Origin of the sequence: Aequorivita sp. KMM 9714 (assembly GCF_011065475.1) — a bacterium.
Classification (GTDB): domain Bacteria; phylum Bacteroidota; class Bacteroidia; order Flavobacteriales; family Flavobacteriaceae; genus Aequorivita; species Aequorivita sinensis.
In genome coordinates, this window is the sequence record NZ_JAAGRO010000005.1 from 125,836 (window position 1) to 151,692 (window position 25,857).

24 protein-coding genes are annotated in these 25,857 nt (G+C 34.5%); 19 read left to right on the forward strand and 5 right to left on the reverse strand.

Annotated elements, in window-relative coordinates; translation table 11 throughout:
- The first annotated feature begins 33 nt into the window (after window positions 1-33).
- The 13 genes from lpxD (at window position 34) to G3A46_RS11895 (ending at window position 11,482) form a co-directional block, all read left to right on the forward strand.
- A complete protein-coding gene (gene lpxD / locus G3A46_RS11835; RefSeq protein WP_165150056.1) occupies window positions 34-1,059 on the forward strand; it encodes a UDP-3-O-(3-hydroxymyristoyl)glucosamine N-acyltransferase in 1,026 nt (341 codons plus the stop codon).
- Window positions 1,052-2,458: a bifunctional UDP-3-O-[3-hydroxymyristoyl] N-acetylglucosamine deacetylase/3-hydroxyacyl-ACP dehydratase gene (locus tag G3A46_RS11840; RefSeq protein WP_206736013.1), complete on the forward strand. Its 1,407-nt coding sequence runs from the start codon at window positions 1,052-1,054 to the stop codon at window positions 2,456-2,458. The genes lpxD and G3A46_RS11840 overlap by 8 nt, the downstream gene beginning before the upstream one ends.
- Window positions 2,459-3,244 carry an acyl-ACP--UDP-N-acetylglucosamine O-acyltransferase gene (gene lpxA, locus G3A46_RS11845; protein ID WP_165150058.1) on the forward strand — a complete coding sequence of 262 codons (786 nt, stop codon included), beginning with the start codon at window positions 2,459-2,461 and terminating at the stop codon, window positions 3,242-3,244.
- Between the two features lie 40 nt (window positions 3,245-3,284).
- The gene (efp, locus tag G3A46_RS11850) at window positions 3,285-3,851 is read left to right on the forward strand and encodes an elongation factor P (RefSeq protein ID WP_165150060.1); all 567 of its coding nucleotides are present in this window, start codon (window positions 3,285-3,287) and stop codon (window positions 3,849-3,851) included.
- A gap of 59 nt (window positions 3,852-3,910) precedes the next feature.
- A complete protein-coding gene (locus G3A46_RS11855) occupies window positions 3,911-4,849 on the forward strand; it encodes a UDP-3-O-(3-hydroxymyristoyl)glucosamine N-acyltransferase (protein WP_165150062.1) in 939 nt (312 codons plus the stop codon).
- Window positions 4,846-5,259 carry a nuclear transport factor 2 family protein gene (locus tag G3A46_RS11860; protein ID WP_165150064.1) on the forward strand — a complete coding sequence of 138 codons (414 nt, stop codon included), beginning with the start codon at window positions 4,846-4,848 and terminating at the stop codon, window positions 5,257-5,259. Before G3A46_RS11855 ends, G3A46_RS11860 begins: the two co-directional genes overlap by 4 nt.
- A gap of 109 nt (window positions 5,260-5,368) precedes the next feature.
- The gene (gene sucD / locus G3A46_RS11865) at window positions 5,369-6,241 is read left to right on the forward strand and encodes a succinate--CoA ligase subunit alpha (RefSeq protein WP_165150066.1); all 873 of its coding nucleotides are present in this window, start codon (window positions 5,369-5,371) and stop codon (window positions 6,239-6,241) included.
- Between the two features lie 162 nt (window positions 6,242-6,403).
- Entirely contained in the window at window positions 6,404-7,150 is a 747-nt protein-coding gene (gene fabG / locus G3A46_RS11870) for a 3-oxoacyl-[acyl-carrier-protein] reductase (protein ID WP_165150068.1), read from the forward strand.
- A 60-nt stretch (window positions 7,151-7,210) separates the two neighbouring features.
- Window positions 7,211-9,244, forward strand: coding sequence for a VWA domain-containing protein (locus G3A46_RS11875; RefSeq protein ID WP_165150070.1), 2,034 nt, complete (start codon window positions 7,211-7,213; stop codon window positions 9,242-9,244).
- Window positions 9,245-9,265: 21 nt separating this feature from the next.
- Complete coding sequence (locus G3A46_RS11880; RefSeq protein ID WP_165150072.1) at window positions 9,266-10,081, forward strand: prohibitin family protein; 816 nt, start codon at window positions 9,266-9,268, stop codon at window positions 10,079-10,081.
- Between the two features lie 201 nt (window positions 10,082-10,282).
- On the forward strand, window positions 10,283-10,546 hold the full coding sequence (locus tag G3A46_RS11885; RefSeq protein WP_165150074.1) for a hypothetical protein: 264 nt from the start codon (window positions 10,283-10,285) through the stop codon (window positions 10,544-10,546).
- A gap of 14 nt (window positions 10,547-10,560) precedes the next feature.
- A complete protein-coding gene (locus tag G3A46_RS11890) occupies window positions 10,561-10,926 on the forward strand; it encodes a DUF2200 domain-containing protein (protein WP_165150076.1) in 366 nt (121 codons plus the stop codon).
- 184 nt (window positions 10,927-11,110) lie between these two features.
- Window positions 11,111-11,482 (forward strand): VOC family protein, encoded by a 372-nt coding sequence (locus G3A46_RS11895; RefSeq protein WP_165150142.1) that lies wholly within the window; start codon window positions 11,111-11,113, stop codon window positions 11,480-11,482.
- A gap of 58 nt (window positions 11,483-11,540) precedes the next feature.
- Here G3A46_RS11895 and G3A46_RS11900 read toward each other — a convergent pair whose 3' ends face one another.
- The gene (locus G3A46_RS11900) at window positions 11,541-13,268 is read right to left on the reverse strand and encodes a sodium:solute symporter family protein (RefSeq protein ID WP_165150078.1); all 1,728 of its coding nucleotides are present in this window, start codon (window positions 13,266-13,268) and stop codon (window positions 11,541-11,543) included.
- A gap of 250 nt (window positions 13,269-13,518) precedes the next feature.
- Here G3A46_RS11900 and corA point away from each other — a divergent pair, with 250 nt between their 5' ends.
- From corA to G3A46_RS11915, 3 genes are all read left to right on the forward strand, one after another.
- Complete coding sequence (gene corA / locus G3A46_RS11905; protein ID WP_165150080.1) at window positions 13,519-14,604, forward strand: magnesium/cobalt transporter CorA; 1,086 nt, start codon at window positions 13,519-13,521, stop codon at window positions 14,602-14,604.
- A 60-nt stretch (window positions 14,605-14,664) separates the two neighbouring features.
- Window positions 14,665-15,189 carry a peptide-methionine (S)-S-oxide reductase MsrA gene (gene msrA, locus G3A46_RS11910; RefSeq protein ID WP_165150082.1) on the forward strand — a complete coding sequence of 175 codons (525 nt, stop codon included), beginning with the start codon at window positions 14,665-14,667 and terminating at the stop codon, window positions 15,187-15,189.
- Window positions 15,190-15,364: 175 nt separating this feature from the next.
- The gene (locus tag G3A46_RS11915) at window positions 15,365-16,918 is read left to right on the forward strand and encodes a DEAD/DEAH box helicase family protein (protein WP_165150084.1); all 1,554 of its coding nucleotides are present in this window, start codon (window positions 15,365-15,367) and stop codon (window positions 16,916-16,918) included.
- Between the two features lie 64 nt (window positions 16,919-16,982).
- On the opposite strand, the gene panB is transcribed toward G3A46_RS11915, so the two are convergent.
- The 3 genes from panB to G3A46_RS11930 all read right to left on the reverse strand — a co-directional run bounded on the left by panB (window position 16,983) and on the right by G3A46_RS11930 (window position 21,050).
- Entirely contained in the window at window positions 16,983-17,801 is an 819-nt protein-coding gene (gene panB, locus G3A46_RS11920) for a 3-methyl-2-oxobutanoate hydroxymethyltransferase (protein WP_139854559.1), read from the reverse strand.
- A 109-nt stretch (window positions 17,802-17,910) separates the two neighbouring features.
- The gene (locus G3A46_RS11925; protein ID WP_165150086.1) at window positions 17,911-19,335 is read right to left on the reverse strand and encodes an L-serine ammonia-lyase; all 1,425 of its coding nucleotides are present in this window, start codon (window positions 19,333-19,335) and stop codon (window positions 17,911-17,913) included.
- Window positions 19,336-19,748: 413 nt separating this feature from the next.
- Window positions 19,749-21,050, reverse strand: a complete 1,302-nt coding sequence (locus G3A46_RS11930; RefSeq protein WP_165150088.1) for an MFS transporter — start codon at window positions 21,048-21,050, stop codon at window positions 19,749-19,751.
- Between the two features lie 247 nt (window positions 21,051-21,297).
- On the opposite strand from G3A46_RS11930, the gene dnaK reads away from it, so the two are divergent.
- Window positions 21,298-23,205, forward strand: a complete 1,908-nt coding sequence (dnaK, locus tag G3A46_RS11935) for a molecular chaperone DnaK (RefSeq protein ID WP_165150090.1) — start codon at window positions 21,298-21,300, stop codon at window positions 23,203-23,205.
- Window positions 23,206-23,671: 466 nt separating this feature from the next.
- On the opposite strand, the gene G3A46_RS11940 is transcribed toward dnaK, so the two are convergent.
- A complete protein-coding gene (locus tag G3A46_RS11940) occupies window positions 23,672-24,313 on the reverse strand; it encodes an esterase (RefSeq protein WP_165150092.1) in 642 nt (213 codons plus the stop codon).
- A 44-nt stretch (window positions 24,314-24,357) separates the two neighbouring features.
- Between G3A46_RS11940 and G3A46_RS11945 the strand changes: the two genes are divergently transcribed.
- Together G3A46_RS11945 and G3A46_RS11950 are read left to right on the forward strand one after the other, a co-directional pair.
- Window positions 24,358-24,783, forward strand: coding sequence for a hotdog fold thioesterase (locus G3A46_RS11945; protein WP_139854567.1), 426 nt, complete (start codon window positions 24,358-24,360; stop codon window positions 24,781-24,783).
- On the forward strand, window positions 24,783-25,847 hold the full coding sequence (locus G3A46_RS11950) for an isochorismate synthase (protein WP_165150094.1): 1,065 nt from the start codon (window positions 24,783-24,785) through the stop codon (window positions 25,845-25,847). Before G3A46_RS11945 ends, G3A46_RS11950 begins: the two co-directional genes overlap by 1 nt.
- Window positions 25,848-25,857: the final 10 nt, after the last annotated feature.

Consider the following 25,857-nt stretch of genomic DNA (forward strand, 5'->3'; position numbering starts at 1 on the left):
CCGAAATTCGGTTGAAGAAAATCCACTCGCATTATGAAATTTACAGCAGCCCAAATAGCAGGAATACTTGACGGAACCGTAGAGGGAAACGAAAGTGTTGAGGTTTCTGAACTATCTAAGATTGAAGAAGGTAGTGAAGGAAGCTTAACCTTTTTGGCAAACCCTAAGTATACGCATTTTATATATTCAACAAAGGCTTCGGTAACTATTGTTAATAATGACTTTGTTGCAACCGATAAAATTTCAACTACGCTTATCCGTGTTGAAAATGCCTATAATGCATTTTCTAAATTACTAGAATATTATAATCAAGTAAAGATGAATAAGACGGGTATTGAAAACCCTGTTTTTATTTCAGAAAGTGCCAAATACGGTGAGAACTTGTATTTAGGCGCTTTTTCATATATAGGTGAAAATGTTAGGATTGGGAATAATGTAAAAATTTATCCGAATTCATATTTAGGAGACAATGTAACTATTGGCGATAATACTGTGATTTTTACTGGTGCAAAATTGTATTCAGAAACTAAAGTAGGCGAGTCCTGTGTTATTAATAGTGGAGTTGTTATTGGTGCTGATGGTTTTGGCTTTACACCAAATGAAAAAGGGGAATATAAAAAAGTTCCTCAAACTGGAAATGTAATCCTGGAGGACAACGTTGATGTAGGTCCGGGAACGACAATAGATCGCGCTACATTAGGATCTACAATAATTAAGAAAGGGGTTAAGTTAGACAATCAAATTCAGATTGCTCATAATGTAACTATTGGAGAAAATACCGTTATTGCAGCTCAAACTGGAGTAGCAGGCTCTACCAAGATAGGAAAAAATTGTATTATTGGTGGCCAAGTAGGAATAGCTGGGCATATTGTAATTGGAGACAATGTAAAAATACAAGCTCAGAGTGGTATAGGAAGAAATGTAAAAGACAATGAAACCTTACAAGGCTCTCCAGCTCTAAGTTACGGCGATTTTAATAAAAGTTATGTATATTTTAAAAACCTTCCTAAAATAATGGAAAGGTTTAATATAGTAGAAAAAAAACTTGATAATGAATAAAAGTGTGGTAAAACAACGCACCATTGGTAAAGAGGTATCTCTTACTGGGGTAGGCCTACATACTGGCAAGGAAGTTACAATTACGTTTAAACCTGCACCTGAAAACCATGGCTATTCTTTTGTAAGAATAGATTTGGAAGGTCATCCTGAGATTGAAGCAGATGCTAATTTTGTGGTTAATACACAACGCGGAACTAATTTGGAAAAGCGAGGTGTAAAAATCCAAACTTCAGAACACGTTCTTGCTGCATTAGTAGGACTTGAGGTTGATAACTGTATTATGGAGCTTAACGCTTCAGAACCGCCAATTATGGACGGTTCATCTAAGTATTTTGTTGAGGCTATTGAAAAAGCTGGAATTGTAGAGCAAGAAGCTGAAAGAGATGAGTATATCGTAACTGAAGTTATTTCGTATGTAGATGAAGAATCAGGCAGTGAAATAATAGTTATGCCATCGGATGAATACCAAGTAACTACAATGGTGGATTTTGGCACTATGGTTTTAGGTACTCAAAATGCTTCATTAAAAAAGATTTCAGACTTTAAGGACGAAATTGCAAATGCACGAACTTTTAGTTTCCTTCACGAAATTGAAATGTTGTTAGAACACGGCCTAATTAAGGGTGGTGATTTAAACAATGCTATTGTATATGTAGATAAAGAGCTTTCTCCAGATACTATGGAAAAGCTTCGAAAGGCTTTTGGGAAAGATAATATCTCGGTTAAGCCAAATGGAATTCTGGACAACCTTACGCTTCATTATCCAAACGAAGCAGCTAGACATAAGCTGTTAGATGTTATTGGTGATTTAGCGCTGATAGGTACTCGAATTCGCGGGAAGGTTATAGCTAACAAGCCAGGCCACCACGTAAATACACAATTTGCTAAAAAGCTTTCAAAGAGAATTAAAATTGAAAGACGAAATAAAGTTCCTAAATTTGATATCAACCAACCACCTGTAAAAGATGTAAATGAAATAATGGCTATGCTTCCACATAGACCACCATTTTTATTGGTTGACAAAATTATGGAAATGACTGAAACAGGGGTGGTAGGTCTTAAAAACGTGACTATGAACGAACCTTTCTTCGTAGGTCACTTCCCAGGAGCACCAGTTATGCCAGGAGTTTTAATTGTTGAAGCTATGGCACAAACAGGTGGGATTTTAGCTTTAAGCACTGTACCAGACCCTGAAAACTACCTTACATTCTTTATGAAAATAAACAATGTAAAGTTTAAACAACAGGTTAATCCTGGAGATACACTTATATTTAAATTGGAACTAATTACCCCTATCCGCCGAGGAATTGTACATATGCAAGGAAACGCTTATGCGAATGGTAAATTAGTTACAGAAGCTGAGCTTATGGCTCAAATGGTTAAAACAAAAAATTTATAAATGAACCAACCACTTGCATACGTCCATCCGGGCGCAAAAATTGCCAAAAACGTTGTGATAGAACCTTTCACAACAATCCATAATAACGTCGTAATTGGCGAAGGAACTTGGATTGGAAGTAATGTAACTATTATGGAAGGTGCACGTATTGGTAAAAACTGTAATATTTTTCCAGGTGCTGTAATTTCTGCAGTTCCTCAAGATTTGAAATTTAAAGACGAAGAAACAACGGCCGAAATTGGTGACGGAACTACTATTAGAGAATACGTTACTATCAATAGAGGTACAATAGATCGCGGAAAAACCGTAATCGGTAAAAACTGCTGGATCATGGCTTATTGTCATATTGCTCACGACTGCATCGTTGGAGATAACTGTATTTTTAGTAATAACAGTACACTTGCAGGGCATATTACAGTAGGCGATCACGTAGTATTAGCAGGAATGACTGCTGTTCATCAGTTCTGTATGATTGGTAATCACGCATTTGTTACAGGTGGATCGTTAGTACGAAAGGATGTACCACCATACGTTAAAGCTGCTCGAGAACCACTTAGCTATGTGGGTATAAACTCTATTGGGTTAAGAAGAAGAGGGTTTACTTCAGAAAAAATTACTGAAATTCAGAATATTTATAGACTTCTATATCAGAAGAATTATAACACCTCCCAAGCTACAGAAATTATTGAAGCTGAAATGGAGGCAACTCCTGAACGAGATGAAATCCTTCAGTTTATTAAAAATTCCAAGCGTGGAATTATGAAGGGATATTTCAATTCAAACTAATTAAAATAAAATTACAATCAATTAACCATAAATATAAATAATGGCTACTTCATCAGATATAAGAAAAGGACTTTGCATTCGTTACAACAACGATATTTACAAGATTATAGAATTCCTTCACGTTAAACCAGGAAAAGGCCCTGCATTCGTAAGAACTAAATTAAAAAGTGTTACTACCGGTAAAACTATAGACAACACTTTTTCAGCTGGTCATAAAATTGATGATGTTCGTGTTGAAACTCATAAATTTCAATATTTATACAGTGAAGGTGAAACGTATCACTTTATGAATACAGAGGATTATTCTCAAATTCAGTTAATGAAAGGAATACTTGATACTCCAGAATTAATGAAAGAAGGAGAAGTTGTATCTGTACTTATTAATGCAGAAGACGGTGCGCCACTTTCAGTTGAAATGCCTGCGCATGTAATTTTAGAAGTAACATCAACAGAACCAGGTGTAAAAGGAAATACAGCTACAAACGCTACTAAACCAGCAATTGTAGAAACTGGAGCTGAAATTAATGTTCCATTGTTTATCAACGAAGGGGATAAAATTAGAATTGATACCGAAAAAGGTCAGTACCAGGAAAGAATGAAAGAATAAATTTTATTCATTTATTAAACTTCAAAAACAGTATTCTTTAATTCTATAGCTAACTAAAAGTGAAATTTCCAACTCCACAAACTCTTGAAAATATAGCCGTTATAATTGGTTCTGATTACGTAGGTAGTCCTGATTTTCCAGTTTTTGGAATGAACGAGATTCACGTTGTTCAGCCAGGAGATATTGTTTTTGTAGATCATCCAAAGTATTACGATAAAGCATTACAATCGCAGGCTACAGTTATACTTATTAATAAAAAAGTAGATTGTCCTGAAGGGAAAGCACTATTAATTTCTGATGATCCTTTCCGAGACTTTAACAAGCTTACTCGTTATTTCAAACCTTTTAATAGTTCTAACAGGTTAATTTCAGAATCTGCTGAAATAGGTGAGGGAACAGTTATTCAACCCAATGTATTTATTGGTAACAATGTAAAAATTGGGAAAAACTGTTTAATTCATCCTAATGTTAGTATTTATGATAATACTGTAATCGGAAATAATGTTACGATTCACGCGGGTACTGTTTTAGGTGCTGATGCTTTTTATTATAAAAACCGTCCCGAAAACTTTGATAAATTATTAAGTGGCGGAAACGTTGTAATAGAAGACAATGTAGATCTTGGCGCACTTTGTACTATAGACAAAGGAGTGACAGCATCTACTACCATTGGAGAAGGCTCAAAGCTCGATAATCAAGTTCACGTAGGACACGATACTGTTATTGGTAAACGCTGTTTAATAGCAGCTCAAGTTTGTATAGCAGGCTGTGTTTTGGTAGAAGATTTTGTAACACTTTGGGGGCAGGCAGCAATTACTAGTGGGGTTACTGTAGGTGAAAAAGCAATAATATCTGCACAAAGTGGTGTTAGTAAATCACTTCCTGGGCATAAATCATATTTTGGTTCACCTGCAGAAGAATTTAGAAAAAAATATAAGGAATTGGCCATGGTTAAGCTAATTCCAGACATAATTAAAAAACTGGATAAATTGCCATGAGTAATAAAGCAAAAGAATTAGTTAGGGATTTTTATAATTCCGATTTATTAAAAGACGAAACAATTTTAGAGCGTTTTTTCCATCCTGATTTACAGTTGATATGGAATAGTGCTGATGGTCTTAATATTTTAAGTTATGACGACTTAAAGAACTTCTTAGGTGAGGTTAAGCGTTCTTATAACGATTTAAGGATTGAAATTAGTCATCTCTTAGCAGACGGGCCACACGTAACAATACGTTACAAGTATTATATCCGTACTATGGAAAATCCAGATGAAGAGTTAGGAATTGCTCATTTCATTGGCATTTGGGAAGTTAAAGACGATAAAATTTACAAAGGATATCAAGTTAGTCAGCCTGTTACCGAAAATGACGACACTACCGAAAGTTATCAAAAAGTTAAGGTTTAATAATTTTTAAATCCGTTGTCAAAAACTGTATCTTTGCAGGAATTCTGAATAAAATTCGAAAGGTTTATTTGAATTTAAATTATATATAACAATTACAAAATAGTTAAAAATGAGCGTTTTAGTAAATAAAGATTCAAAAATAATAGTTCAAGGATTCACTGGGAGTGAAGGAACTTTCCACGCTGAACAAATGATTGAATACGGAACTAATGTTGTTGGAGGAGTAACTCCAGGAAAAGGTGGACAAAAACATCTTGATAAGCCAGTATTTAATACAGTTGAAGAAGCTGTAAAAGAAACTGGTGCCGACACCACTATTATTTTTGTGCCGCCTGCATTTGCTGCAGACGCCATTATGGAAGCTGCTGATGCAGGTATTAAAGTAATTATCACAATTACTGAAGGTATTCCAGTAAAAGATATGATTACTGCTTCAAACTATATTAAAGACAGAGATTGTCGTTTAATTGGTCCTAACTGTCCAGGAGTTATTACTCCAGGTGAAGCAAAAGTTGGTATTATGCCAGGTTTCGTTTTCAAAAAAGGTAGTGTAGGTATTGTTTCAAAATCAGGAACACTTACTTATGAAGCTGCAGATCAAGTTGTAAAACAAGGTTTAGGAATTACTACAGCAATCGGTATTGGTGGAGATCCAATTATTGGAACTACTACAAAAGAAGCTTTAGAATTGCTTATTAACGATCCAGATAGTGAAGCGGTAGTAATGATAGGTGAAATTGGTGGTCAATTAGAAATTGATGCAGCAAAATGGTACAAAGAAAGCGGAAGCAAAAAGCCAGTAATTGGTTTTATCGCTGGTGAAACAGCGCCTGCAGGACGTACAATGGGGCACGCTGGTGCAATTGTTGGTGGTAGCGATGATACTGCTCAGGCAAAGAAAAAAGTAATGCGCGAATGTGGAATGCACGTAGTGGATTCTCCAGCAGAAATTGGAAAGAAAGTAAAAGAAGTTTTAGGCTAATCTTTTCAACATATAGATTAAAAAGCTCTGTGAAATTCACAGGGCTTTTTTTATGGTGAAGCCACAAGCTTTTGTTATATTTGAAACCCGCCTCTCGCGGTTATCTTACAAGGTTTAAATAATCTTGAGGGTATATTAGATTAAATAAAAACAGACCTTAATATGAAATTACTGGAAGGAAAAACAGCAATTATTACTGGCGGAAGCCGCGGAATTGGAAAAGGAATTGTAGAAGTATTTGCTAATCACGGCGCAAATGTAGCTTTTACCTATAGCTCCTCAGCCCAAGCTGCAAATAATTTAGCCGAAGAAGTTACCAAATTAGGTGTTAAAGCTAAAGCATATCAAAGTGATGCCGCTTCTTTTACTGAAGCTCAAGCATTGGTAGATGAAGTTTTAAAAGACTTTGGAAGTGTTGATATTCTTATAAACAATGCTGGGATTACTAAAGACAATCTTTTAATGAGAATCTCTGAGGAAGATTTTGATAAAGTAATCGAAGTAAACTTAAAATCCGTTTTCAATATGACCAAGGCTGTACAACGTACAATGCTTAAACAACGCCAAGGTTCTATAATTAATATGAGCTCTGTTGTGGGAGTAAAAGGTAATGCAGGTCAAACAAATTATGCAGCTTCCAAAGCAGGGGTTATAGGATTTACAAAATCTGTAGCTATCGAATTAGGATCACGTAACATTCGTTGTAACGCAATTGCGCCTGGTTTCATCGAAACTGAAATGACGCAAAACCTAAATGAGGACGCAGTAAAAGGTTGGACAGACATGATTCCACTTAAACGTGGTGGATCTCCACAAGATGTTGCTAATGCTTGTGTGTTTTTAGCAAGTGATTTATCAGCATACGTTACTGGACAAGTTCTTAATGTAGATGGAGGAATGCTTACTTAAAAAAATCCTTTTCGGTGGTAAAAATCAGTACCTTGAAATTATAAACTTGAAACTAATTTAGTGACCACAGAAACCATATTTTATATTTTAATCGCCGGAGTAATTTCTATTGCTCTGGCGGTTTTTATGTATGGATATAAGTCCAAACAAAAAGGATTATTGGCTTGGATTTTTGGCGCACTTAGATTTATTTCAATATTTTCAATTTTACTTTTATTAATTAATCCTAAGTTTAAAAGTGAAACGTATACCATCGAAAGGCCTAAACTCCCTGTATTAATAGACAATTCAGCATCTATAACTGAGTTAGAGCAAACAGAAAATGTTTCTGAATTTCTTGAAAAATTAAAAAACAATAAAGAGTTAAATAATAAATTTGAGCTTTCTTATTTTTCTTTCGGAAGCGATTTCAAAGAAAGCGACTCTTTAACTTTTGATGATAGGAACACCAATATTTCAAAAGCGCTTTCATCATCAAATGAAATTTTTAAAAATGAAATCGCCCCAATAATTCTTATTTCGGATGGAAATCAAACACTTGGGAGTGATTACGAATTTTCTTCTGCAACAAACAGAAACCCTATTTATCCTGTTATTCTTGGGGATTCTGTACAGCATAAAGATTTGAAAATATCGCAATTAAATACAAATCGTTATGCTTTCTTAAAAAATCAATTTCCAGTTGAAGTTATTGTCAATTATACAGGTCCAACACCTGTCAACACCGAATTTATCGTTAATCAAGGTGCTTCTTCTGTATATCGAACTAATGTTTCGTTTTCAAATAATGAAACTTCAAAAACAATAAACTTTACGCTTTCTGCAAATTCGGTAGGACTTCAAAAATATTCAGCACAAATTCTTCCGCTTTCAGATGAAAAAAATAAAACTAATAACAGTAAGCATTTTGCTGTAGAAGTTATCGACCAAGCAACAAATGTTTTGGTAGTTAGTAATATAACACATCCAGACTTGGGTGTGCTTAAAAAGGCAATTACTTCAAACGAACGCCGAACTATTACTTTTAAAAAACCTTTTGAAGCTGTTTCAGTTTTAAACGATTATCAATTGGTGATTCTCTATCAGCCAGATAGAAATTTCGCTACAGTATATTCTGAAATAGAAAAATTAAACAAAAACACTTGGGTATTCTCTGGATTGCAAACCGATTGGCATTTTCTAAATGCTGCTCAAAACAATTTTATTAAAGAAGCATCTACACAAACAGAAGATGTTCAAGCAAAAGTAAATAGTAATTACGGCACATTTGCGTTCGACGATATAGGGTTTGACGATTTTCCACCCTTGCATACTGAATTTGGATCTTTGTCTGTAACTGTTGCAAATGAAGAAATGTTAGCGCAAACTGTAAGTGGAATTTCTAATGGCAATCCACTGCTAGCTACCATTGAAGTAAATGGTATACGCAACGCTATTTGGGATGGTGAAGGCTTTTGGCGTTGGAGAGCACGTAACTTTGTGAATAGTAATAGCTTTAAAGAATTTGATGATTTTATCGGGAATATTGTTCAGTATTTAGCATCAAATAAACGCAGAAGTAGACTAGAAGTGTCTTCTGAAACATTCTATTACAACAATAACCCTATTAAAATCTCAGCCCAATATTTTGATAAAAACTATGTATTCGACAATCGTGCTTCACTAAATATAAAGGTAAGAAACACTGAAACTGACGAATTAACGATTTTCCCAATGTTGCTTCGTAATAATTATTATGAAGTAGATTTAAATAGCCTTGCTGCTGGTGAGTATAAGTTTACAGTTTCAACTGCAGACGAATCGATTAAAAGCAGTGGAGATTTTACTATTTTAGATTTTAATGTAGAACAACAATTTTTAAACGCAAATGTTTCAAAATTGAATAGAGTGGCAGTAAACTCAAATGGAAAAGCATACTTCGCATTACAAAGCGATGCATTGATAGATTTGTTGATAGCCGACACAAACTACCAAAACATTGAAAGAAGCGAACAAAAAGTAGTACCTTTGATAGATTGGAAATATCTTCTAGCACTTATCATTCTAGCACTCGTTTCAGAATGGTTTATCAGAAAATATAACGGACTTATATAGAAACCCAAACACTTTTTAAAAATGGAAAAACTTCCCAAGTTAACAATACCTGTAATTGTAGGAATTGTATTATTTATTATTTTAATTTCAAAATCATCTGTAACTATTAGCTCTGGTCACGCAGGAGTACTATATCAAACTTTCGGAAATGGTGTGGTAACCGATGAACCGCCATTAGGTGAAGGTTTTCATATTATAGCTCCTTGGAACAAGGTATTTGTTTACGAAGTACGTCAGCAAGAGTTAAGTGAGAAAATGCAAGTTCTGTCATCTAACGGACTAGAAATAAAGCTAGATGCTTCTGCATGGTATCAACCAGAGAGTAACGATATAGCGAAACTTCATCAAGAAAAGGGAGAAAACTATTTACAACGTGTAATTCAGCCAGCAATTAGAAGTGCGGCAAGAAGTGTTGTAGGTCGTTATACACCTGAACAACTTTATTCTAGTAAAAGAGATGCAATTCAAGAAGAGATTTATGAAGAAACTAAGAAAATTTTAGACAAACAATACATTCAATTAAATGAAGTATTAGTTCGTGATGTTACGTTACCACCGGCAATTAAAGATGCTATTGAGCGTAAGCTTCGTCAGGAACAAGAGTCATTAGAGTATGAATTCCGCTTGGAAAAAGCGACTAAAGAAGCTGAAAAAGTAAGAATTGAAGCACAAGGTAAAGCAGATGCAAACGCAATTTTAAGTGCTTCCTTGACAGATAAGGTTCTTCAAGATAAAGGAATTGACGCTACTTTAGAACTTGCTAAATCACCAAACGCTAAAGTTGTAATCGTTGGTTCTGGAGATAGTGGTTTACCTTTAATTTTAGGTAATAACTAAAATCAATTTCAGACCGATACATTCCACTTAGTTTGCAATGGGTATTGAAATCTATCGAATGTAAATATTTAAAACCTTCCCATGTGGAAGGTTTTTTTATGGAACAAACTCAGAAAGGATTATAAACATCGATATAACTAACATTGTTTTCCTAATTTTGAATTATGCTTACCAAGGTTGACCCTATAAAAGTAACAGAATATGAAAAACACCAAAATAACTTTCGGTTTAATTAGCTTGATAATAGGAATCATCTTATTTATTCTCTTGGTAGATTTAATTTCTAAACCTTCAAATCTTCCAGTAGCTTTTGATCCTATAGGAAGTTTTCAAACTTATTTTTTTAGCTTCAGTTTTACTTTAGGAGTTATAGGATGGGTTATTGGCAGCTTGTTATTTATAGGGTATTTAATTTTATTTTATTTTATAGGAACATGGATAAGTAAAATGATATCTAAACAGTAATCTATTAAAACTATATGAAAACCACCCCAGAACATAACGAGCGTATTGCAAAAATGACTTTCGCTTCGGTTTACCCACATTATATCACAAAAGTTGAAAAGAAAGATAGAACAATAGAAGAATTACATCAAGTAATCGAATGGCTTACAGGGTACAATGAAAAGGATTTAAAGAAATTAATTGAAGAAAAAGCAACTTTTGAAACCTTCTTTAAACAAGCAAATCTTAATCCTAATGCCAGCCTCATCAAAGGTATGATTTGTGGATATCGCATAGAAGAACTTGAAAATCCAGTAACAAGACAAGTTCGTTACCTAGATAAATTGGTAGATGAGTTAGCTAAAGGTCGCAAAATGGAGAAAATTCTTAGGGTGAAATAATTTTTTTAAAAGTCAATTTAACCTCTTAAAAAACTCATTTATGAAAACTAAAAAAATAAGTTTATCAATATTAACAGTTCTATTGTCTTTTGCGATCGGATTATATATCAATAATGTATTTGCGAATTTTCCAAAGGAGGATAATCTTACACTAACTAAAATTAATAAAATGGAAGATAACGATATGAAATTAGGTGCCTTTTCAGTTAGTCTTAATGTAAAGGATTTAAGGGTTTCAAAACAATTTTACGAAAACTTAGGATTTAAAGTCTTTGGTGGAAGTATGGAGCACAATTATCTTATAATGAAAAATGGAAATGCACTAATCGGTATTTTTCAAGGAATGTTTGAAGGCAATATTTTAACCTTTAACCCAGGTTGGGATGAAAACGCACAGAATTTAGAAAGCTTTGATGATGTAAGGGAAATTCAAAAAAGCCTTAAACAAAGTGGGGTAGAACTCTCTACAGAAGCAGATGAAAATACATCGGGTCCCGCAAGTATAACTCTTTCTGATCCTGATGGAAATATTATTTTAATAGACCAACATCGATAGACTGACTTAATGAATAAAAATAAAGACCTTCTAAATTAGAAGGTCTTTACTATTTAGTTTATTCCGTTTTCTGAAAAGATTTTATAACTACCAGTCCGCAGATTACAGCTACAGCAGTAAGGCTAAAAGCTAAAATAGTATTGCTGTAAATAAAGTTCCCGATGGCAAATAGTGTACAGTAAACACCTACAACTCCTGCAAAAAAGCCTAGAATTTTCATTCCAAACCCTTTAAACTTGGATTCATTTCCAAAAATTAGGCTATTAAAGCTATTAAGTGTTTCAGCATTTGACGGTTTTGTTAATAGCGTTACAAGTACCCATCCAATTGTGGTTATTACAACCCCAAGAACTAATTGCCAATGACCAGCCATTTCAATCATTGGAGTGTCCATTTTTCCATTAACAAAGAAAAAGGCAGCAATTAAAAATGAAATTAGCATAGCGGCAATTTCACTATAGGGATTTATTCTACTCCAAAACCATCTTAAAATAAACAGTAATCCAGTACCTGCTCCAATAGAAAGTAATAAGTTGAAACCATCACGAGCTTCTTCTAGAACAAGTGCTAATAAGCCTGCGAAAATCATCATTACAACCGTAGAAACTCTACCAGCAGCAACTTGCTCTTTTCCAGTAGCTTCTTTTCGAAGAAAACGTACGTAAAAATCATTTACAACATAAGAACTTCCCCAGTTTAAATGCGTCGAGATTGTGCTCATAAAAGCTGCAATTAATGATGTAATTACAATTCCTAATAAACCGGCTGGCAAGAAAGTTAGCATTGCTGGATAAGAAAGGTCATTTTTCACAAAATCAGGATGTAAATTCGGAAATGCAGCTTGTAGGCTTTCTATATTTGGAAAAATCACGATAGATGCAAGACCAATGATAATCCACGGCCAAGGTCTAAGTGCGTAATGTGCGATATTAAAAAATAGGGTAGCATAGGTTGCGTGTTTTTCATCTTTGGCGGCTAACATCCTTTGGGCAATATAACCACCACCACCTGGCTCAGCTCCCGGATACCAAACACTCCACCATTGCACGGCTAACGGAATTATAAGCAAAGGAATCAATAATTCAGGTTTAGAAAAGTCAGGTAGCATTGCTGTTTTTGCTGCTACAGCTGGGGTAGCGAGTAATTTATCTATCCCCCCAATTTCAGGCATATTTACTATGTAAACGGTAGCCCAAATACTTCCAACCATGGCGATTATAAATTGAACAAAATCTGTAAGTAAAACTCCTTTTAAGCCCCCAAAGGCTGAGTAAATAACCACTACCGGCGAAGCAATTAATAATACTTCATATGAAGATAAACCGAACATAACGTGTCCAATTTTAATTGCCGCGAGACAAACGTTCGCCATAATTACAATGTTGAAGAAAACTCCTAAATAGATGGCTCTAAAACCTCTTAAAAAGGCGGCGCTTTTTCCGCTATATCGCAATTCATAAAATTCTAAATCGGTTGTAATGCCACTTTTTCGCCAAAGTTTAGAATAAAAAAAGACAGTTAACATTCCGGTAAGTAGAAAACTCCACCATATCCAGTTACCAAAAACTCCATCTTCACGAATAACACCTGCAACAAAGTTTGGTGTATCTGCAGCAAAGGTCGTAGCAACCATGCTAACCCCTAAAAGCCACCAAGGCATATTTCTATCGGAAAGAAAAAAGGATTTTGAATCTTTTCCAGCTTTTTTAGCTACAACTAGACCAATTGTAATAAATATTATAAAAAATGTAATTATAACGATCCAATCGATGGTGGTTAAGTGCATAATTTTAGTAAAATTGGTTGTTTTTAAACTTCGGTTAAAGTACTTATTTTGAAAGGCTTTTTAAAAGTTCGGTAATTTAAATATTCACAAGTTTTTAAACAATTTACAAAGTTCAATCATTGAATATTTCTTTTAAATATATAACACGCCAATTTAACATTATGGTTTTAAACCATTTGTTGGAACTTTACATTTCATACTAAAAATTGTAATTTCTATTTCCTACCTTTAAAAAAATAATTGATTTTCTATGACGGCAAAACGTAGGAGTAAAGCGAAAACAACTAAAATAGAACCCAAAAGAGCCAGAAATTTATCTCCTGGTACTGTTAAGTATACTGGTAAAAAAGTCACGACAATTACAGAGTTAGATATAATTGATTACTCTAAGGATCATTATCATCGATTTAAAACAAATGATATTAATGAGGCTTTTAACTACGAAGATTCTACAAATATTACTTGGATAAATGTAAACGGACTTAGCAATACCGATGATATTATTACACTCGGTAACCATTTTGAACTACATCCATTAATTCAAGAAGATATAGTAAGTACATATCAACGTCCAAAAATTGATGAATACGAAGAATACTTATTTATAGTATTTAAAATGCTTCATTACGACAATGATAGGCTTAACAATGAGCATATTAGTATGGTTATGGGGAAGGATTATGTGTTAACTTTTCAAGAAGCCGAAGGAGATGTTTTTAGTGATTTGAGGGAACGTTTAGAACACGGTAAAGGTAGGATTCGTGGGGTAGGAGCAGATTATTTAATGTTTGCAATCCTAGATGCAGTTGTAGATAATTATTTTTCAGTTATTGAGTATTTAAGCAATAAAGTAGAGTTGTTAGAGGATAAGCTTTTCGATAAAAAAGAAGACCCAGATATAGCAGAGGAGATTCAACAACTAAAAAAGGAAATATTAAAAATTAGAAAAGCAGTCGTTCCTTTGCGAGAAGTTGTAAATAGATTAGAAAAAATAGATTACACAATTATAGAAGAGCGTACCAATAAATATATTCGCGATTTATACGACCATATAATTCAAGTTAATGAAAGTGTGGAAATTTATCGAGAGATGATTTGGAGTTTGATGGATATGTATATGACGACTATCAGTAACAAGATGAATGAAGTTATGAAGGTTTTGACAATTATGGCTTCTATATTTATTCCGCTCACCTTTATGGCAGGTATCTACGGAATGAATTTTGATCATATGCCAGAACTTCATCTTAGATATGGGTATTATTACCTTTGGGGGTTAATGATTCTTGTTTTTCTGGGCTTACTTTGGTATTTCAAAAGAAAAAAGTGGATATAATAGCTTCTCTATTTCGATGAAATTTTAAAAATATTATTATAAAATTAAAAAGACTATATAATGGAATTAATGACAGTTGGCGGTGGATGTTTTTGGTGTATTGAGGCAGTGTTTGATCAAGTGAAAGGAGTAGAAAAAGTTGTTTCGGGTTATACTGGAGGAACTGCTCCTGGAAGACCAACCTATCGTGAAGTGTGCTCAGGATTAACAGGTCACGCTGAAGTAGTACAAGTTAGTTTCGATCCTGAAGTAATTTCGTACGAAGATTTAGTAGTAATTTTTATGACGAGTCACGATCCAACAACTCTAAATCGTCAGGGGGCGGATGTAGGGACACAATACCGTTCGGTAATTTATTATCACAACGAAGCTCAAAAGGAAATTTCAGAAACTATCGTGAAGGAGATGTCGCCTTATTACACAAATCCCATTGTAACAGAAATAAGTCCGTTACAAACATTTTATGAAGCTGAAGAAGATCACCAAGATTATTATGCAAACAATCAAACTGCTGGATATTGTACAGCGGTAATTACTCCAAAACTGGCTAGGTTACGTAAAATGCACAGTGATAAGCTCAAATAGAATTAAAAATCTAATTTTAAATTTCATTACTTAAAATTCCTTTAAACACTGATGGTGAGGGTGTTTAGCTGCTCTTTTTTTGCTGTTATTCGTTAAAAATTCAAGCGTCAAAAGATATTATTTTGCATTGTGAAAAAAGGACGTAATTTTGCACCTTCTAAAAAAGGTAGAATTTATGATGGAGGTAACAGACGCACTAAAAGAAAAAAAAACTGATAAGGAGCTATATAGCTACCAAAAAGGGGCAATAGATCAAATTTTTGAAAAATTTGAAACCGCTCCAGACGATTATCATTTGTTATATCAATTACCAACAGGTGGAGGTAAAACAGTTATCTTTTCTGAAATTGTCCGTCAATATCTTAAACTTCACAATAAAAAAGTTTTGGTGATGACTCACCGAGTGGAGCTTTGTAAGCAAACTTCTGAAATGCTTACAAGTTTTGGTGTTGTAAACAAAGTTGTTAATAGTACTGCTAATCTTTCCGATCAAGCAAAATACAGTTGCTTTGTGGCAATGGTTGAAACTTTAAACAACCGTTTGAACGATGACAAACTTGATATTTCAGATATTGGACTAGTTATTATTGATGAGGCTCACTATAACTCATTTACAAAACTTTTTAAATTCTTTGAAAAATCATTTATCCTAGGGGTTACAGCAACTCCATTAAGTTCTAATAGAAATCTTCCGATGAAGGATAACTATCAAGAACTGATTGTTGGAGAAAGTATTCAGTCGTTAATTGATAATGAGTTTCTAGCTCAAATTGAAGTTTTTCAATACAATATGGGGCTAACTTCATTGGAGATTGGTTCTAATGGTGATTATACTGTAAAATCATCAGACGATCTTTATTCTGGAGTGAATATGCTTGACCGTTTACTTGAGTCGTATAGAACGCACTCCAACGGTAAGAAAACATTGATTTTCAACAACGGTATTAATACATCTATCCAAGTGTATTATCATTTAAAGGCAGAAGGTTTGCCTGTAATGCATTTAGATAATACAGCAACAAAAAAACAGCGAAAGCAAATTTTAAATTGGTTCCGTGAAACTCCTGATGCTATACTTACATCTGTAAGTATTTTAACTACAGGATTTGATGAACCATCGATAGATACAATTATTCTTAACAGAGCGACACGTTCTTTAACGCTTTACTTTCAGATGATAGGTCGTGGTTCGCGTATTTGGAATAATAAAACTAAGTTCTCGGTTATCGACCTTGGTAACAACTTTCAGCGATTTGGACCATGGGAGGCACCTTTAGATTGGCAGGCAATATTCAATTCACCTGACTTCTTTATGGATCGCTTAGTAAGCGATGAGGAATTAGAAAGTAACTTCCGTTACGAAATGCCAGAAGAGGTTCGCAATGAGTTTGCAAAGAGTGAGAACGTTTATTTTGATATTAAACAAACCTATCAAGACTCTGTAGCAAAAGGGGAATCTAGTAAGGTAATTTTAGAAAGGTCTATTGAACAACACGCGCGAATTTGTGTAGAAAACAGTGAAGATGTTTACGACGCACTTGCTTTAGCGAAAATGTTAGGAGATGATATCGATCATCGAATTGAAAAATATGCGCAGTGCATTAGTAAAAGTACAGGTAACTTCATAAGTTGGTTAAAAGAAGATTACCGTTTAAAGTTTAGAAATTATCTTCGAGAGAACTTTGATGAAATCTTTGAAGAAGTTCACGGATATGCACCTGAAGAGTAAGAAGTAAATTAAAACTCTGAATTCTAAAAATTAAATTAGAATTCAGAGTTTTAAATTTTTAGACCTAATATTGTTCACTTTCATTAGGGAAATCGCCGCTCTTTACGTCTTTGCTATACTGCGTAAATGCATTTTTCATATCAGTATACAAATCTAAATAACGTCTAAGGAAACGAGGATTAAATTCGTGAGTCATTCCAATCATATCGTGAAGCACTAGAACTTGTCCATCAACGCCGCTTCCGGCTCCAATTCCAATAACTGGAATACTAATTTTTTCTGCTACTTGTTGTGCAAGTTTAGCTGGTACTTTTTCTAGAACAATTGCAAAGCATCCAATTCTTTCCAATAAAAGAGCGTCTTCAATTAACTTATCGGCTTCTTCCTCTTCTTTAGCGCGTACAGTGTACGTTCCAAATTTATAAATTGATTGTGGTGTTAACCCTAAGTGTCCCATTACAGGAATACCTGCGTTTAAGATTCGTTTTACCGATTCTTTTATTTCTTTTCCCCCTTCAAGCTTAACTGCGTGTCCGCCACTTTCTTTCATAATTCTGATGGCAGAACGAAGTGCTTCTTTTGGGTCGCTTTGATAGCTTCCAAATGGTAAATCAACTACAACTAAGCTGCGTTCAATAGCACGAACTACAGAAGCTGCGTGATATATCATTTGGTCTAAGGTAATTGGTAGGGTAGTTTCGTGTCCAGCCATTACATTACTAGCAGAATCACCTACTAAAATAACGTCTATTCCTGCACTGTCTACAATTTTGGCCATGGTAAAATCGTATGCAGTTAGCATCGAAATCTTTTCACCTTTCTTTTTCATATCCACCAAAGTTTTGGTGGTAATGCGTTTGTATTCTTTTTTAGCTATACTCATAGTTATATTGAAATTGAATGGTAAAAGTAATAAATTACGACATTAGAAACTTGGATTTTGGATTTGATAATTCCTAGAGTGTTTTTATATCAATTATAAATACTGTGAATTAACAATCACTCACATTAACTTGTACTGCAAGACCTCCTTCACTAGTTTCTTTATACTTCGATGTCATATCTTTTGCCGTTTCCCACATTGTTGCGATTACCTTATCTAAAGGTACTTTTGCCTTGGCAGGATCACTGTTAAGTGCCATTTCGCAAGCATTTATTGCCTTAATTGCTCCCATTGCATTACGCTCTATACAAGGAATTTGAACCAAACCAGCAATTGGGTCACAGGTTAAACCTAGGTGATGTTCCATTGCAATTTCACTAGCCATTAAGCATTGGTCTGGCGTTCCGCCCATAAGTTCGCATAACGCACCTGCAGCCATCGATGATGATACACCAATTTCTGCCTGACATCCACCTAAAGCCGCTGAGATAGTAGCTCCTTTTTTGAAAAGACTTCCTATTTCTCCTGCAGTTAATAAAAATTTCTGTACGTCTTCAAAATTTGCATCGTGGTTTTCAATCACCATATAATACATCATTACGGCAGGAATTACACCAGCACTTCCATTTGTTGGAGCGGTTACAACTCTACCTAAAGATGCATTTACTTCGTTAACAGCTAATGCGAAACAAGAAACCCATTTCAGAATTTGTCGAAATTTTACTTCGGTATTTCTAATGGCATCTATCCATTCTTCAGCATTATTGTATGTGGTGTCCCCAATAAGGTTTTTATTCATTTCGAAGGCTCTTCGGGTAACATTTAGGCCACCAGGTAAAATTCCTTCAGTATGTGCTCCCACATACATAGAGTCGAGCATTACAGCCCAAATTTCTTTTAAACCTTTTGTGATTTCTGCTTCAGAACGCAATGATTTTTCATTCTCGAGAACTATTTCTGAAATACTTTTATTTTCAGATTTGCAGTATGCAGCTAGCTCCGCTCCGTTTTGAATAGGGAAAGGGAACTGTGCAAATTTTTCCATTTTTACTTTTTCCTGCTTGCGCTCTTCTTTAACAGTAAACCCTCCACCTATGGAATAAAAAGAGGTAGATTCTTTCGATCCGTCTTTAAAGCTGGCATTGAAAGTCATTCCGTTAGGATGGAATTCAAGAAACTTTCTATTAAAGATTATATTTTCTTTCGGAATAAACGGTACCTCTAACTCGTTGTTAAGTTTGAGCTTGTTTTCCGAAGTAATAAAGTCTATCTCTTTATTTATATTTTCAATGGGAAATGTAACAGGGTCAAACCCCATTAAACCTAGCATTACGGCTATATCTGTAGCGTGACCCTTTCCCGTTAGTGAAAGCGAGCCATATAGATCTACAGTTAGCGATACTACCTCATCAAATTTATTATCATCTTTCAACTCCTCAATCCAACGCAATGCTGCGCGCCAAGGACCTAAAGTGTGGGAACTAGACGGACCAACACCTATCGACAACATGTCAAAAACACTAATACTTTCCATAAATTTTTTCTTGAGTCAAACCTAAGAAATTTTAAAACATTTAGCTAAACAGAAGGCGTTAATTGTTAACAATTAATGCTTGAAAACATTTTTTTCAGGTAAACCTACAAAAATAAAGAGAAGACACGAGATAAGTGTTTTGATACTGATAGGCTTTGTTAGTTTTAGTTCAAATCATTTAGAATTAACTATAGTCTTTAATCATGAACTCAAACTAAACTTTTGATGTAGCTAACTAAAAGTTTGGAATAGCGACATGTATTAATGAGTGGAAGCCCGTTAAATAGATGGAGGCAAAGGGATAATACAAAGAGGGGAGACTTATATACAAGGCAATAGATAAGTTCACTATAGATGTATTATGCTTAGAAATCAAGAAATCATAATCATAGGAAAACGATTCTAAATAAATCTCATTTAAAAGCGGAATCGTTATCCGCCAATTCCAATAGGTTTTTATTTTTACTTTTAGAAATTCGATAAAAAATAAATGACGCTAAAAATCCTATTACCGAGAAGATTGTCAGCATCCAAAATACCTGCTGATGGCCTTTTTCACCAGGGGAGCCATCTAAAAAATAACCGATAGCGGGACCTGCAAAAACTTCTGGTGTATAGCCTATAAAGGAAATGATTCCCACTGCAGTTCCTGTAAGCGTTAAAGGTATGTCGCCTTCTTTCATAACAGCGAAATAAAGAACACGAGCAGCGTAAACTCCGACGGCTGTAACAATTATAGAAAGAAAGAATAAAACATCTGTTTCTTGGTCCAAAATGCCAGATGCAAAAAGTAACCCTCCAAAAAATGAAAGTACAAATCCGATACACAGGTAAATGGAAGGACGAGAACGATCTGCAAGAAATCCGATTACAACACCTACAATAGGGCGTATAAATAATAAGAATGTTCCTGTTTTGGCAGCATCTACTTCGCTATACAACATTACATCCTTGGCATAAAGCGAAAATATGTCGGTTATTTTATAACCTACATAGGCACATATAATAATAACCATAAGGAGCCAAACAGAAGGTAACTTTAGGACTGTTTTTATGTTTTTAAAGGTAATTTTCTCAAGGTTTGTTGCTTCAGTTTCTTTATCAATTTTTAAGAAAAACAATACTATTACTCCAATTATAGCAACTAGGGCCGAGGAGGTATATACTACATAGTGGAAGGCTTTTAATTGAACTTCAGAAGATAATTCAGTTTCAGAAACAAACAGAGAAAACACAAATACACCAAGCAATCCAAAGAGAGCGCCTACTAATCCACGTCCTCCGTCTAAAAAGCCAAATGCTTTTCCTTGACTGTCATTTCCACCCCAAACGCGGGTGGCCTTTATCATTGCCGACCAAAATAGAAAAATTGTTGTAAACCCCCAAAAACCATAAAGAATTATTAAAGTTTGAAAAGTAGGGGAGCTGGCATAAACAAGTCCGCCTAATGCCGTAAGTATTAAAGCTGTGCCCATCAATTTGCGAGGAGGAAATCTATCTGCTAAAGGACCCCCAAATAAATAAGAGAAGAGAGCCACTATTCCATATACCGAGAAGCAAAATCCCAATTCTGTATTATTGATTTGAAAAACTTCAAGAACAGTAGCTCTAAAAACCCGTGCCAACACAAATGGTAAGATAAAAGCAGCTTCCCCCGCAAGTATTAATAGGATAATATATGCTATATATTGTCTTGAAGGCTTTTTATTATTCAATTGTGTGTTTTATAGATTCTGCTTCTTGTAAAAGTAGTGTATTTTACAAAAATGATGTTTTTAATGTAGTTATAATAGGATTTCACCTTTTTGATAAGCTCAGGAATATATTTAAACCATTATTAATGACGGATTTAAATTTATTTCTGACATGATGGCAGTACAATTTGGTTGGCACAATCATTGACTTATAGAACTCGAAATTAAGAATACACAACATAAATCATAAACAACAAACAATACTATTATGAGTAAAATAATTGGAATCGACTTAGGAACAACAAACTCTTGCGTTTCCGTGATGGAAGGAAGCGAGCCAACAGTTATTCCTAATGCTGAAGGGAAAAGAACAACTCCTTCTGTAATCGCATTTGTGGAAGGTGGCGAAATTAAAGTAGGTGATCCTGCAAAACGTCAAGCTGTTACAAACCCAACAAAAACCATTAGCTCTATTAAGAGATTTATGGGGAATAAATATTCTGAGTCTTTAAAAGAAACAGAACATTCTGCATACAAGGTAGTAAAAGGTGATAACGATACAGCTCGTGTTGATATCGATGGCCGTTTATATACGCCACAAGAATTAAGTGCAATGATTCTTCAAAAAATGAAGAAAACTGCAGAAGATTATTTAGGACAAGATGTTACTCGTGCAGTAATTACTGTTCCTGCATACTTTAATGACAGTCAGCGTCAAGCTACTAAAGAAGCTGGAGAAATTGCTGGTCTTAAAGTAGAAAGAATTATTAATGAGCCAACTGCTGCTGCACTTGCATATGGTCTTGACAAAAAAGGAACAGACCAAAAAGTAGTTGTGTTTGACTTTGGTGGTGGTACACATGACGTTAGTATCCTTGAATTAGGAGACGGAGTTTTTGAAGTACTTGCTACTGATGGAGATACACACTTAGGTGGTGATGACGTTGACCAAAAAATAATCAATTGGTTAGCAGATGAGTTTAAGGCTGAAGAAGATTTCGATCTTCGTAAAGACCCTATGGCGTTACAACGTTTAAAGGAAGCTGCTGAAAAAGCAAAAATTGAACTTTCTTCTGCTGCACAAACAGAAATCAACTTACCTTATGTTACTGCTACTGCTAGCGGACCAAAACACTTGGTTAAAACATTATCTCGTGCTAAGTTCGAGCAATTAATTGACGATTTAGTTAAGAGAACTATGGTTCCTTGTGAAACTGCAATGAAAGCTGCAGGTTTAAGCAAGAGCGATATTGATGAAGTAATTTTAGTTGGTGGTTCAACTCGTATTCCTGCAGTTCAGGAAGCTGTTGAAAAATACTTTGGAAAGAAACCTCATAAAGGTGTAAACCCAGATGAAGTAGTAGCTGTTGGAGCTGCAATTCAAGGAGGTGTATTAACTGGAGATGTAAAAGATGTACTTCTTTTAGATGTAACTCCACTTTCTCTTGGAATTGAAACTATGGGAGGTGTTATGACTAAATTAATTGAAGCTAACACTACAATTCCTACTAAGAAAAGTCAGGTGTTCTCTACAGCTGCAGACAATCAGCCGAGTGTTGAAATTCACGTATTGCAAGGAGAGCGTCCAATGGCAAACGATAACAAAACAATTGGTCGTTTCCACTTAGACGGAATTCCACCAGCACAAAGAGGTGTGCCACAAATTGAAGTAACGTTTGATATTGATGCTAATGGTATCATTAAAGTAAGCGCTACAGATAAGGCTACTAATAAAACTCAAGACATCCGTATCGAAGCTTCTTCAGGATTAACAGAAGAAGAAATCGCGAAGATGAAAGCTGATGCAGAAGCAAACGCTGAAAGCGATAAAGCTGCAAAAGAAAAAGTAGATAAGTTGAATGAAGCGGATGCAATGATCTTCCAGACTGAAAAGCAACTGAAAGAATTTGGTGATAAATTATCTGATGATAAAAAGAAACCAATTGAGGAAGCTTTAGAAGAATTGAAGAAAGCACACGCATCACAAGATTTAGCTACAATTCAACCAGCTTTAGATAAGATAAATGAAGCTTGGAAAACTGCTTCTGAAGAAATGTACAAAGCGCAAGCAGATGCTCAAGGTGCACCAACAGGTGATGCTGGAGCAGGAGCTGAGCAAGGAAGCAACACTGAAAACAGTGATGTGGAAGACGTTGACTTCGAAGAAGTAAAGTAAGCTGAGAGCTATTTTCGCTCTAAGCGAAAATAGATCAATCGCTTATCCCAAGCATAGTCGAGGGATTTTTACAAGCAAGATTATATAAGCTTAATACAAAACCGCAACCTGAAAAGGTTGCGGTTTTTTGTTTTGATTAATTGAGGTATAATTTAGTTATAAAGACGAATTAAAGAATAAATAGCAGAATTATTGACCTTCTTAAAATCTTAGATAATTATAATTAAAATGTGGAAAAGTGGTTAGTTGAGATTTCGAACTAACAGACCTAAAAAGAACGGCCCCCGAAAGGGCCGTTCAATTTTAAAGCTTTTTATTTTAACCAATTATTAAGCTTTAAGGTCACATACTTGGAAAGTGGGGGTTTCCAATAGGTAACCGGGGGCCAAAATATAATTTATTAAACACTATCCCAAACCAATTGATGATAATTTTTGAAAATTTAACTTTTAAAGGATTTGTAAGTTTATATAGCAATCTCATTTATAAATTTTCGATTAACTTCATGGATTCCATCGAAAACTTTAATTTCTAGTCTGTTATTAAACAACTCGCTTCCTTTTAATTGCTCTTCGGTTTTTCTCGCTTCTGTAATGTATTCATCCTTATCACCATATAAGTAAATAACCCTAGTAGAAGGATTTAAAAATTCAAAATCAGAGGATTTCAATTCTTTAGGAATTCCTCCGGAATGAAGTATTAGTTTGTCACAATTTATTTTTCTATTTGCAATCCAACGTGAAGCAATTGAAACTCCTTGAGAATATCCTAAAACAATTAAATTAGGTATTTCTCTAGTTATTTCTTTTTTAAAAACAGCATCTATATAATTTAATACATTTTCAGTTTCTATAACTGTATTTTCACGGGTAAGCCAAGAAGCGCCCACGTGTTTAAATTTTCTGTCTTGGTAGTATTTTGAAGGAGCCTGTGGTGCTATTATGTAATTTTCTTCAGGATTTAACTCAGAAAAATATCTAATAAAGTATTTGCTTAAATACCCCAAACCGTGAAAAACTACCCAAACATTTTTAGTGTTTTCGGTTAATGTATTTAATGTTGAATAAGTGTTGACCGATTTGTAAGAAGCTTCTTTTTCAGTGCTCATTTGTTGTATTCAATTTTGTATTTTTACAAATGTAATTTAATAAGATGAAGTACACTAAAGATCAAATTTTAGCTATGTCCAAAAAAATGTGTGAAAACACATTAATGGAAACCTTAAATATAGAATTTACGGAAGTCGGAGATGACTTTTTAATTGCAAAAATGCCTGTAACTCCTAGAGTTCATCAACCAGACGGTGTTTTACACGGTGGCGCATCTGTCGCTTTAGCAGAGAGTGTTGGAAGTGCAGGAGCCTATTTCTTTTTAAACGCTGAAAACATCGTTGTTCGCGGAATTGAAATTGCCGCTAACCACGTAAAAAGTGTACGTGAAGGTTTTGTGTATGCTCACGCAAGTATTCTTCATAAAGGACGTACAACTCAGCTATGGCAGATAAAGATTACCAATGAAGAAGGCGATCTCGTTTCTCTTGTGAAACTCACAACTATAAGTTTACCAAAAACCAAATAATGAATTTTAATTTATTATCTAAGAAAATTTCAAATCATTATTTGAAGAAATTACCATTTGTAATATACAGTAAACCAAATAGTAATGACTTATCAGCTCTTCTACAAAAGGATGATTTCTTACACGAAATTAAAGAATTAAATAAAGCTGGATTTGTACTTTCGCCATTCAACTATCACAATTCTTCTTTTTTTATACCTGAAATCGAGTCAGAGATTTATATTTCTGAATTTGTAAAAGCACCGTTTACAGCAGAAGTTACTTCAGTTTCAAACGATGAACATGAGGAAGGTAATTATATTAAACTGTTAGAAAATACAATAGAAGCAATTAAAAATGACATAGCAAGTAAAATTGTTATCTCACGCCCAAAAAACGTAAAGCTTCAAAGTTTTTCTATTGATAAATTACTAAAACGTTTATTCTCAGCTTATCCTACAGCGTTCCGATATATTTGGTTTCATCCCAGAACTGGTTTATGGTGTGGTGCTACGCCAGAAACACTTGTGAATTTAGATAATAATATGTTTACAACTATGGCTTTGGCAGGAACTCAACCTTATATTAATGATGAGCCTGTAACTTGGAGACCTAAAGAACAAGATGAACAACAGCAGGTAACCAATATGATTTTAGATAAATTAAAACCTGCGACTTCTTCATTAGAGATTTCTAAAACATATACCCATCGTGCTGGTTCGTTATTACATCTTAGAACAGACATAACGGGTAAACTAAATAACAATACAACGCTCACAGCCGTAGCGTCTGCTCTACACCCAACACCAGCAGTAGGTGGAAACCCCAAAGAAATAGCACAAGAATTCATTTTAGAAAATGAAGGGTACAATCGCGAATTTTACACAGGTTTTTTTGGTCCTATATTCAACGATGGGACTTCGGCTAACCTTATGGTAAACTTACGATGTATGAAAATAGAAGATGACGTTGCGCGTATATTTGTTGGTGGTGGAATTACTTTAGAGTCTAATCCAAAAGAAGAATGGCAGGAAACTCAAAATAAAATGCAAACAATGTTACAAGTGTTGCAGCCAATGCTTTAAAATCTACAGT

Coding starts and splice junctions, on each gene's coding strand:
- lpxD (WP_165150056.1), top strand. CDS start 34: ATGAAATTTACAGCAGCCCAAATAGCAGGAATACTTGACGGAACCGTA.
- G3A46_RS11840 (WP_206736013.1), top strand. CDS start 1,052: ATGAATAAAAGTGTGGTAAAACAACGCACCATTGGTAAAGAGGTATCT.
- lpxA (WP_165150058.1), top strand. CDS start 2,459: ATGAACCAACCACTTGCATACGTCCATCCGGGCGCAAAAATTGCCAAA.
- efp (WP_165150060.1), top strand. CDS start 3,285: ATGGCTACTTCATCAGATATAAGAAAAGGACTTTGCATTCGTTACAAC.
- G3A46_RS11860 (WP_165150064.1), top strand. CDS start 4,846: ATGAGTAATAAAGCAAAAGAATTAGTTAGGGATTTTTATAATTCCGAT.
- sucD (WP_165150066.1), top strand. CDS start 5,369: ATGAGCGTTTTAGTAAATAAAGATTCAAAAATAATAGTTCAAGGATTC.
- fabG (WP_165150068.1), top strand. CDS start 6,404: ATGAAATTACTGGAAGGAAAAACAGCAATTATTACTGGCGGAAGCCGC.
- G3A46_RS11880 (WP_165150072.1), top strand. CDS start 9,266: ATGGAAAAACTTCCCAAGTTAACAATACCTGTAATTGTAGGAATTGTA.
- G3A46_RS11885 (WP_165150074.1), top strand. CDS start 10,283: ATGAAAAACACCAAAATAACTTTCGGTTTAATTAGCTTGATAATAGGA.
- G3A46_RS11890 (WP_165150076.1), top strand. CDS start 10,561: ATGAAAACCACCCCAGAACATAACGAGCGTATTGCAAAAATGACTTTC.
- G3A46_RS11895 (WP_165150142.1), top strand. CDS start 11,111: ATGAAATTAGGTGCCTTTTCAGTTAGTCTTAATGTAAAGGATTTAAGG.
- G3A46_RS11900 (WP_165150078.1), bottom strand. CDS start 13,268: ATGCACTTAACCACCATCGATTGGATCGTTATAATTACATTTTTTATA.
- corA (WP_165150080.1), top strand. CDS start 13,519: ATGACGGCAAAACGTAGGAGTAAAGCGAAAACAACTAAAATAGAACCC.
- msrA (WP_165150082.1), top strand. CDS start 14,665: ATGGAATTAATGACAGTTGGCGGTGGATGTTTTTGGTGTATTGAGGCA.
- G3A46_RS11915 (WP_165150084.1), top strand. CDS start 15,365: ATGATGGAGGTAACAGACGCACTAAAAGAAAAAAAAACTGATAAGGAG.
- panB (WP_139854559.1), bottom strand. CDS start 17,801: ATGAGTATAGCTAAAAAAGAATACAAACGCATTACCACCAAAACTTTG.
- G3A46_RS11925 (WP_165150086.1), bottom strand. CDS start 19,335: ATGGAAAGTATTAGTGTTTTTGACATGTTGTCGATAGGTGTTGGTCCG.
- dnaK (WP_165150090.1), top strand. CDS start 21,298: ATGAGTAAAATAATTGGAATCGACTTAGGAACAACAAACTCTTGCGTT.
- G3A46_RS11940 (WP_165150092.1), bottom strand. CDS start 24,313: ATGAGCACTGAAAAAGAAGCTTCTTACAAATCGGTCAACACTTATTCA.
- G3A46_RS11945 (WP_139854567.1), top strand. CDS start 24,358: ATGAAGTACACTAAAGATCAAATTTTAGCTATGTCCAAAAAAATGTGT.
- G3A46_RS11950 (WP_165150094.1), top strand. CDS start 24,783: ATGAATTTTAATTTATTATCTAAGAAAATTTCAAATCATTATTTGAAG.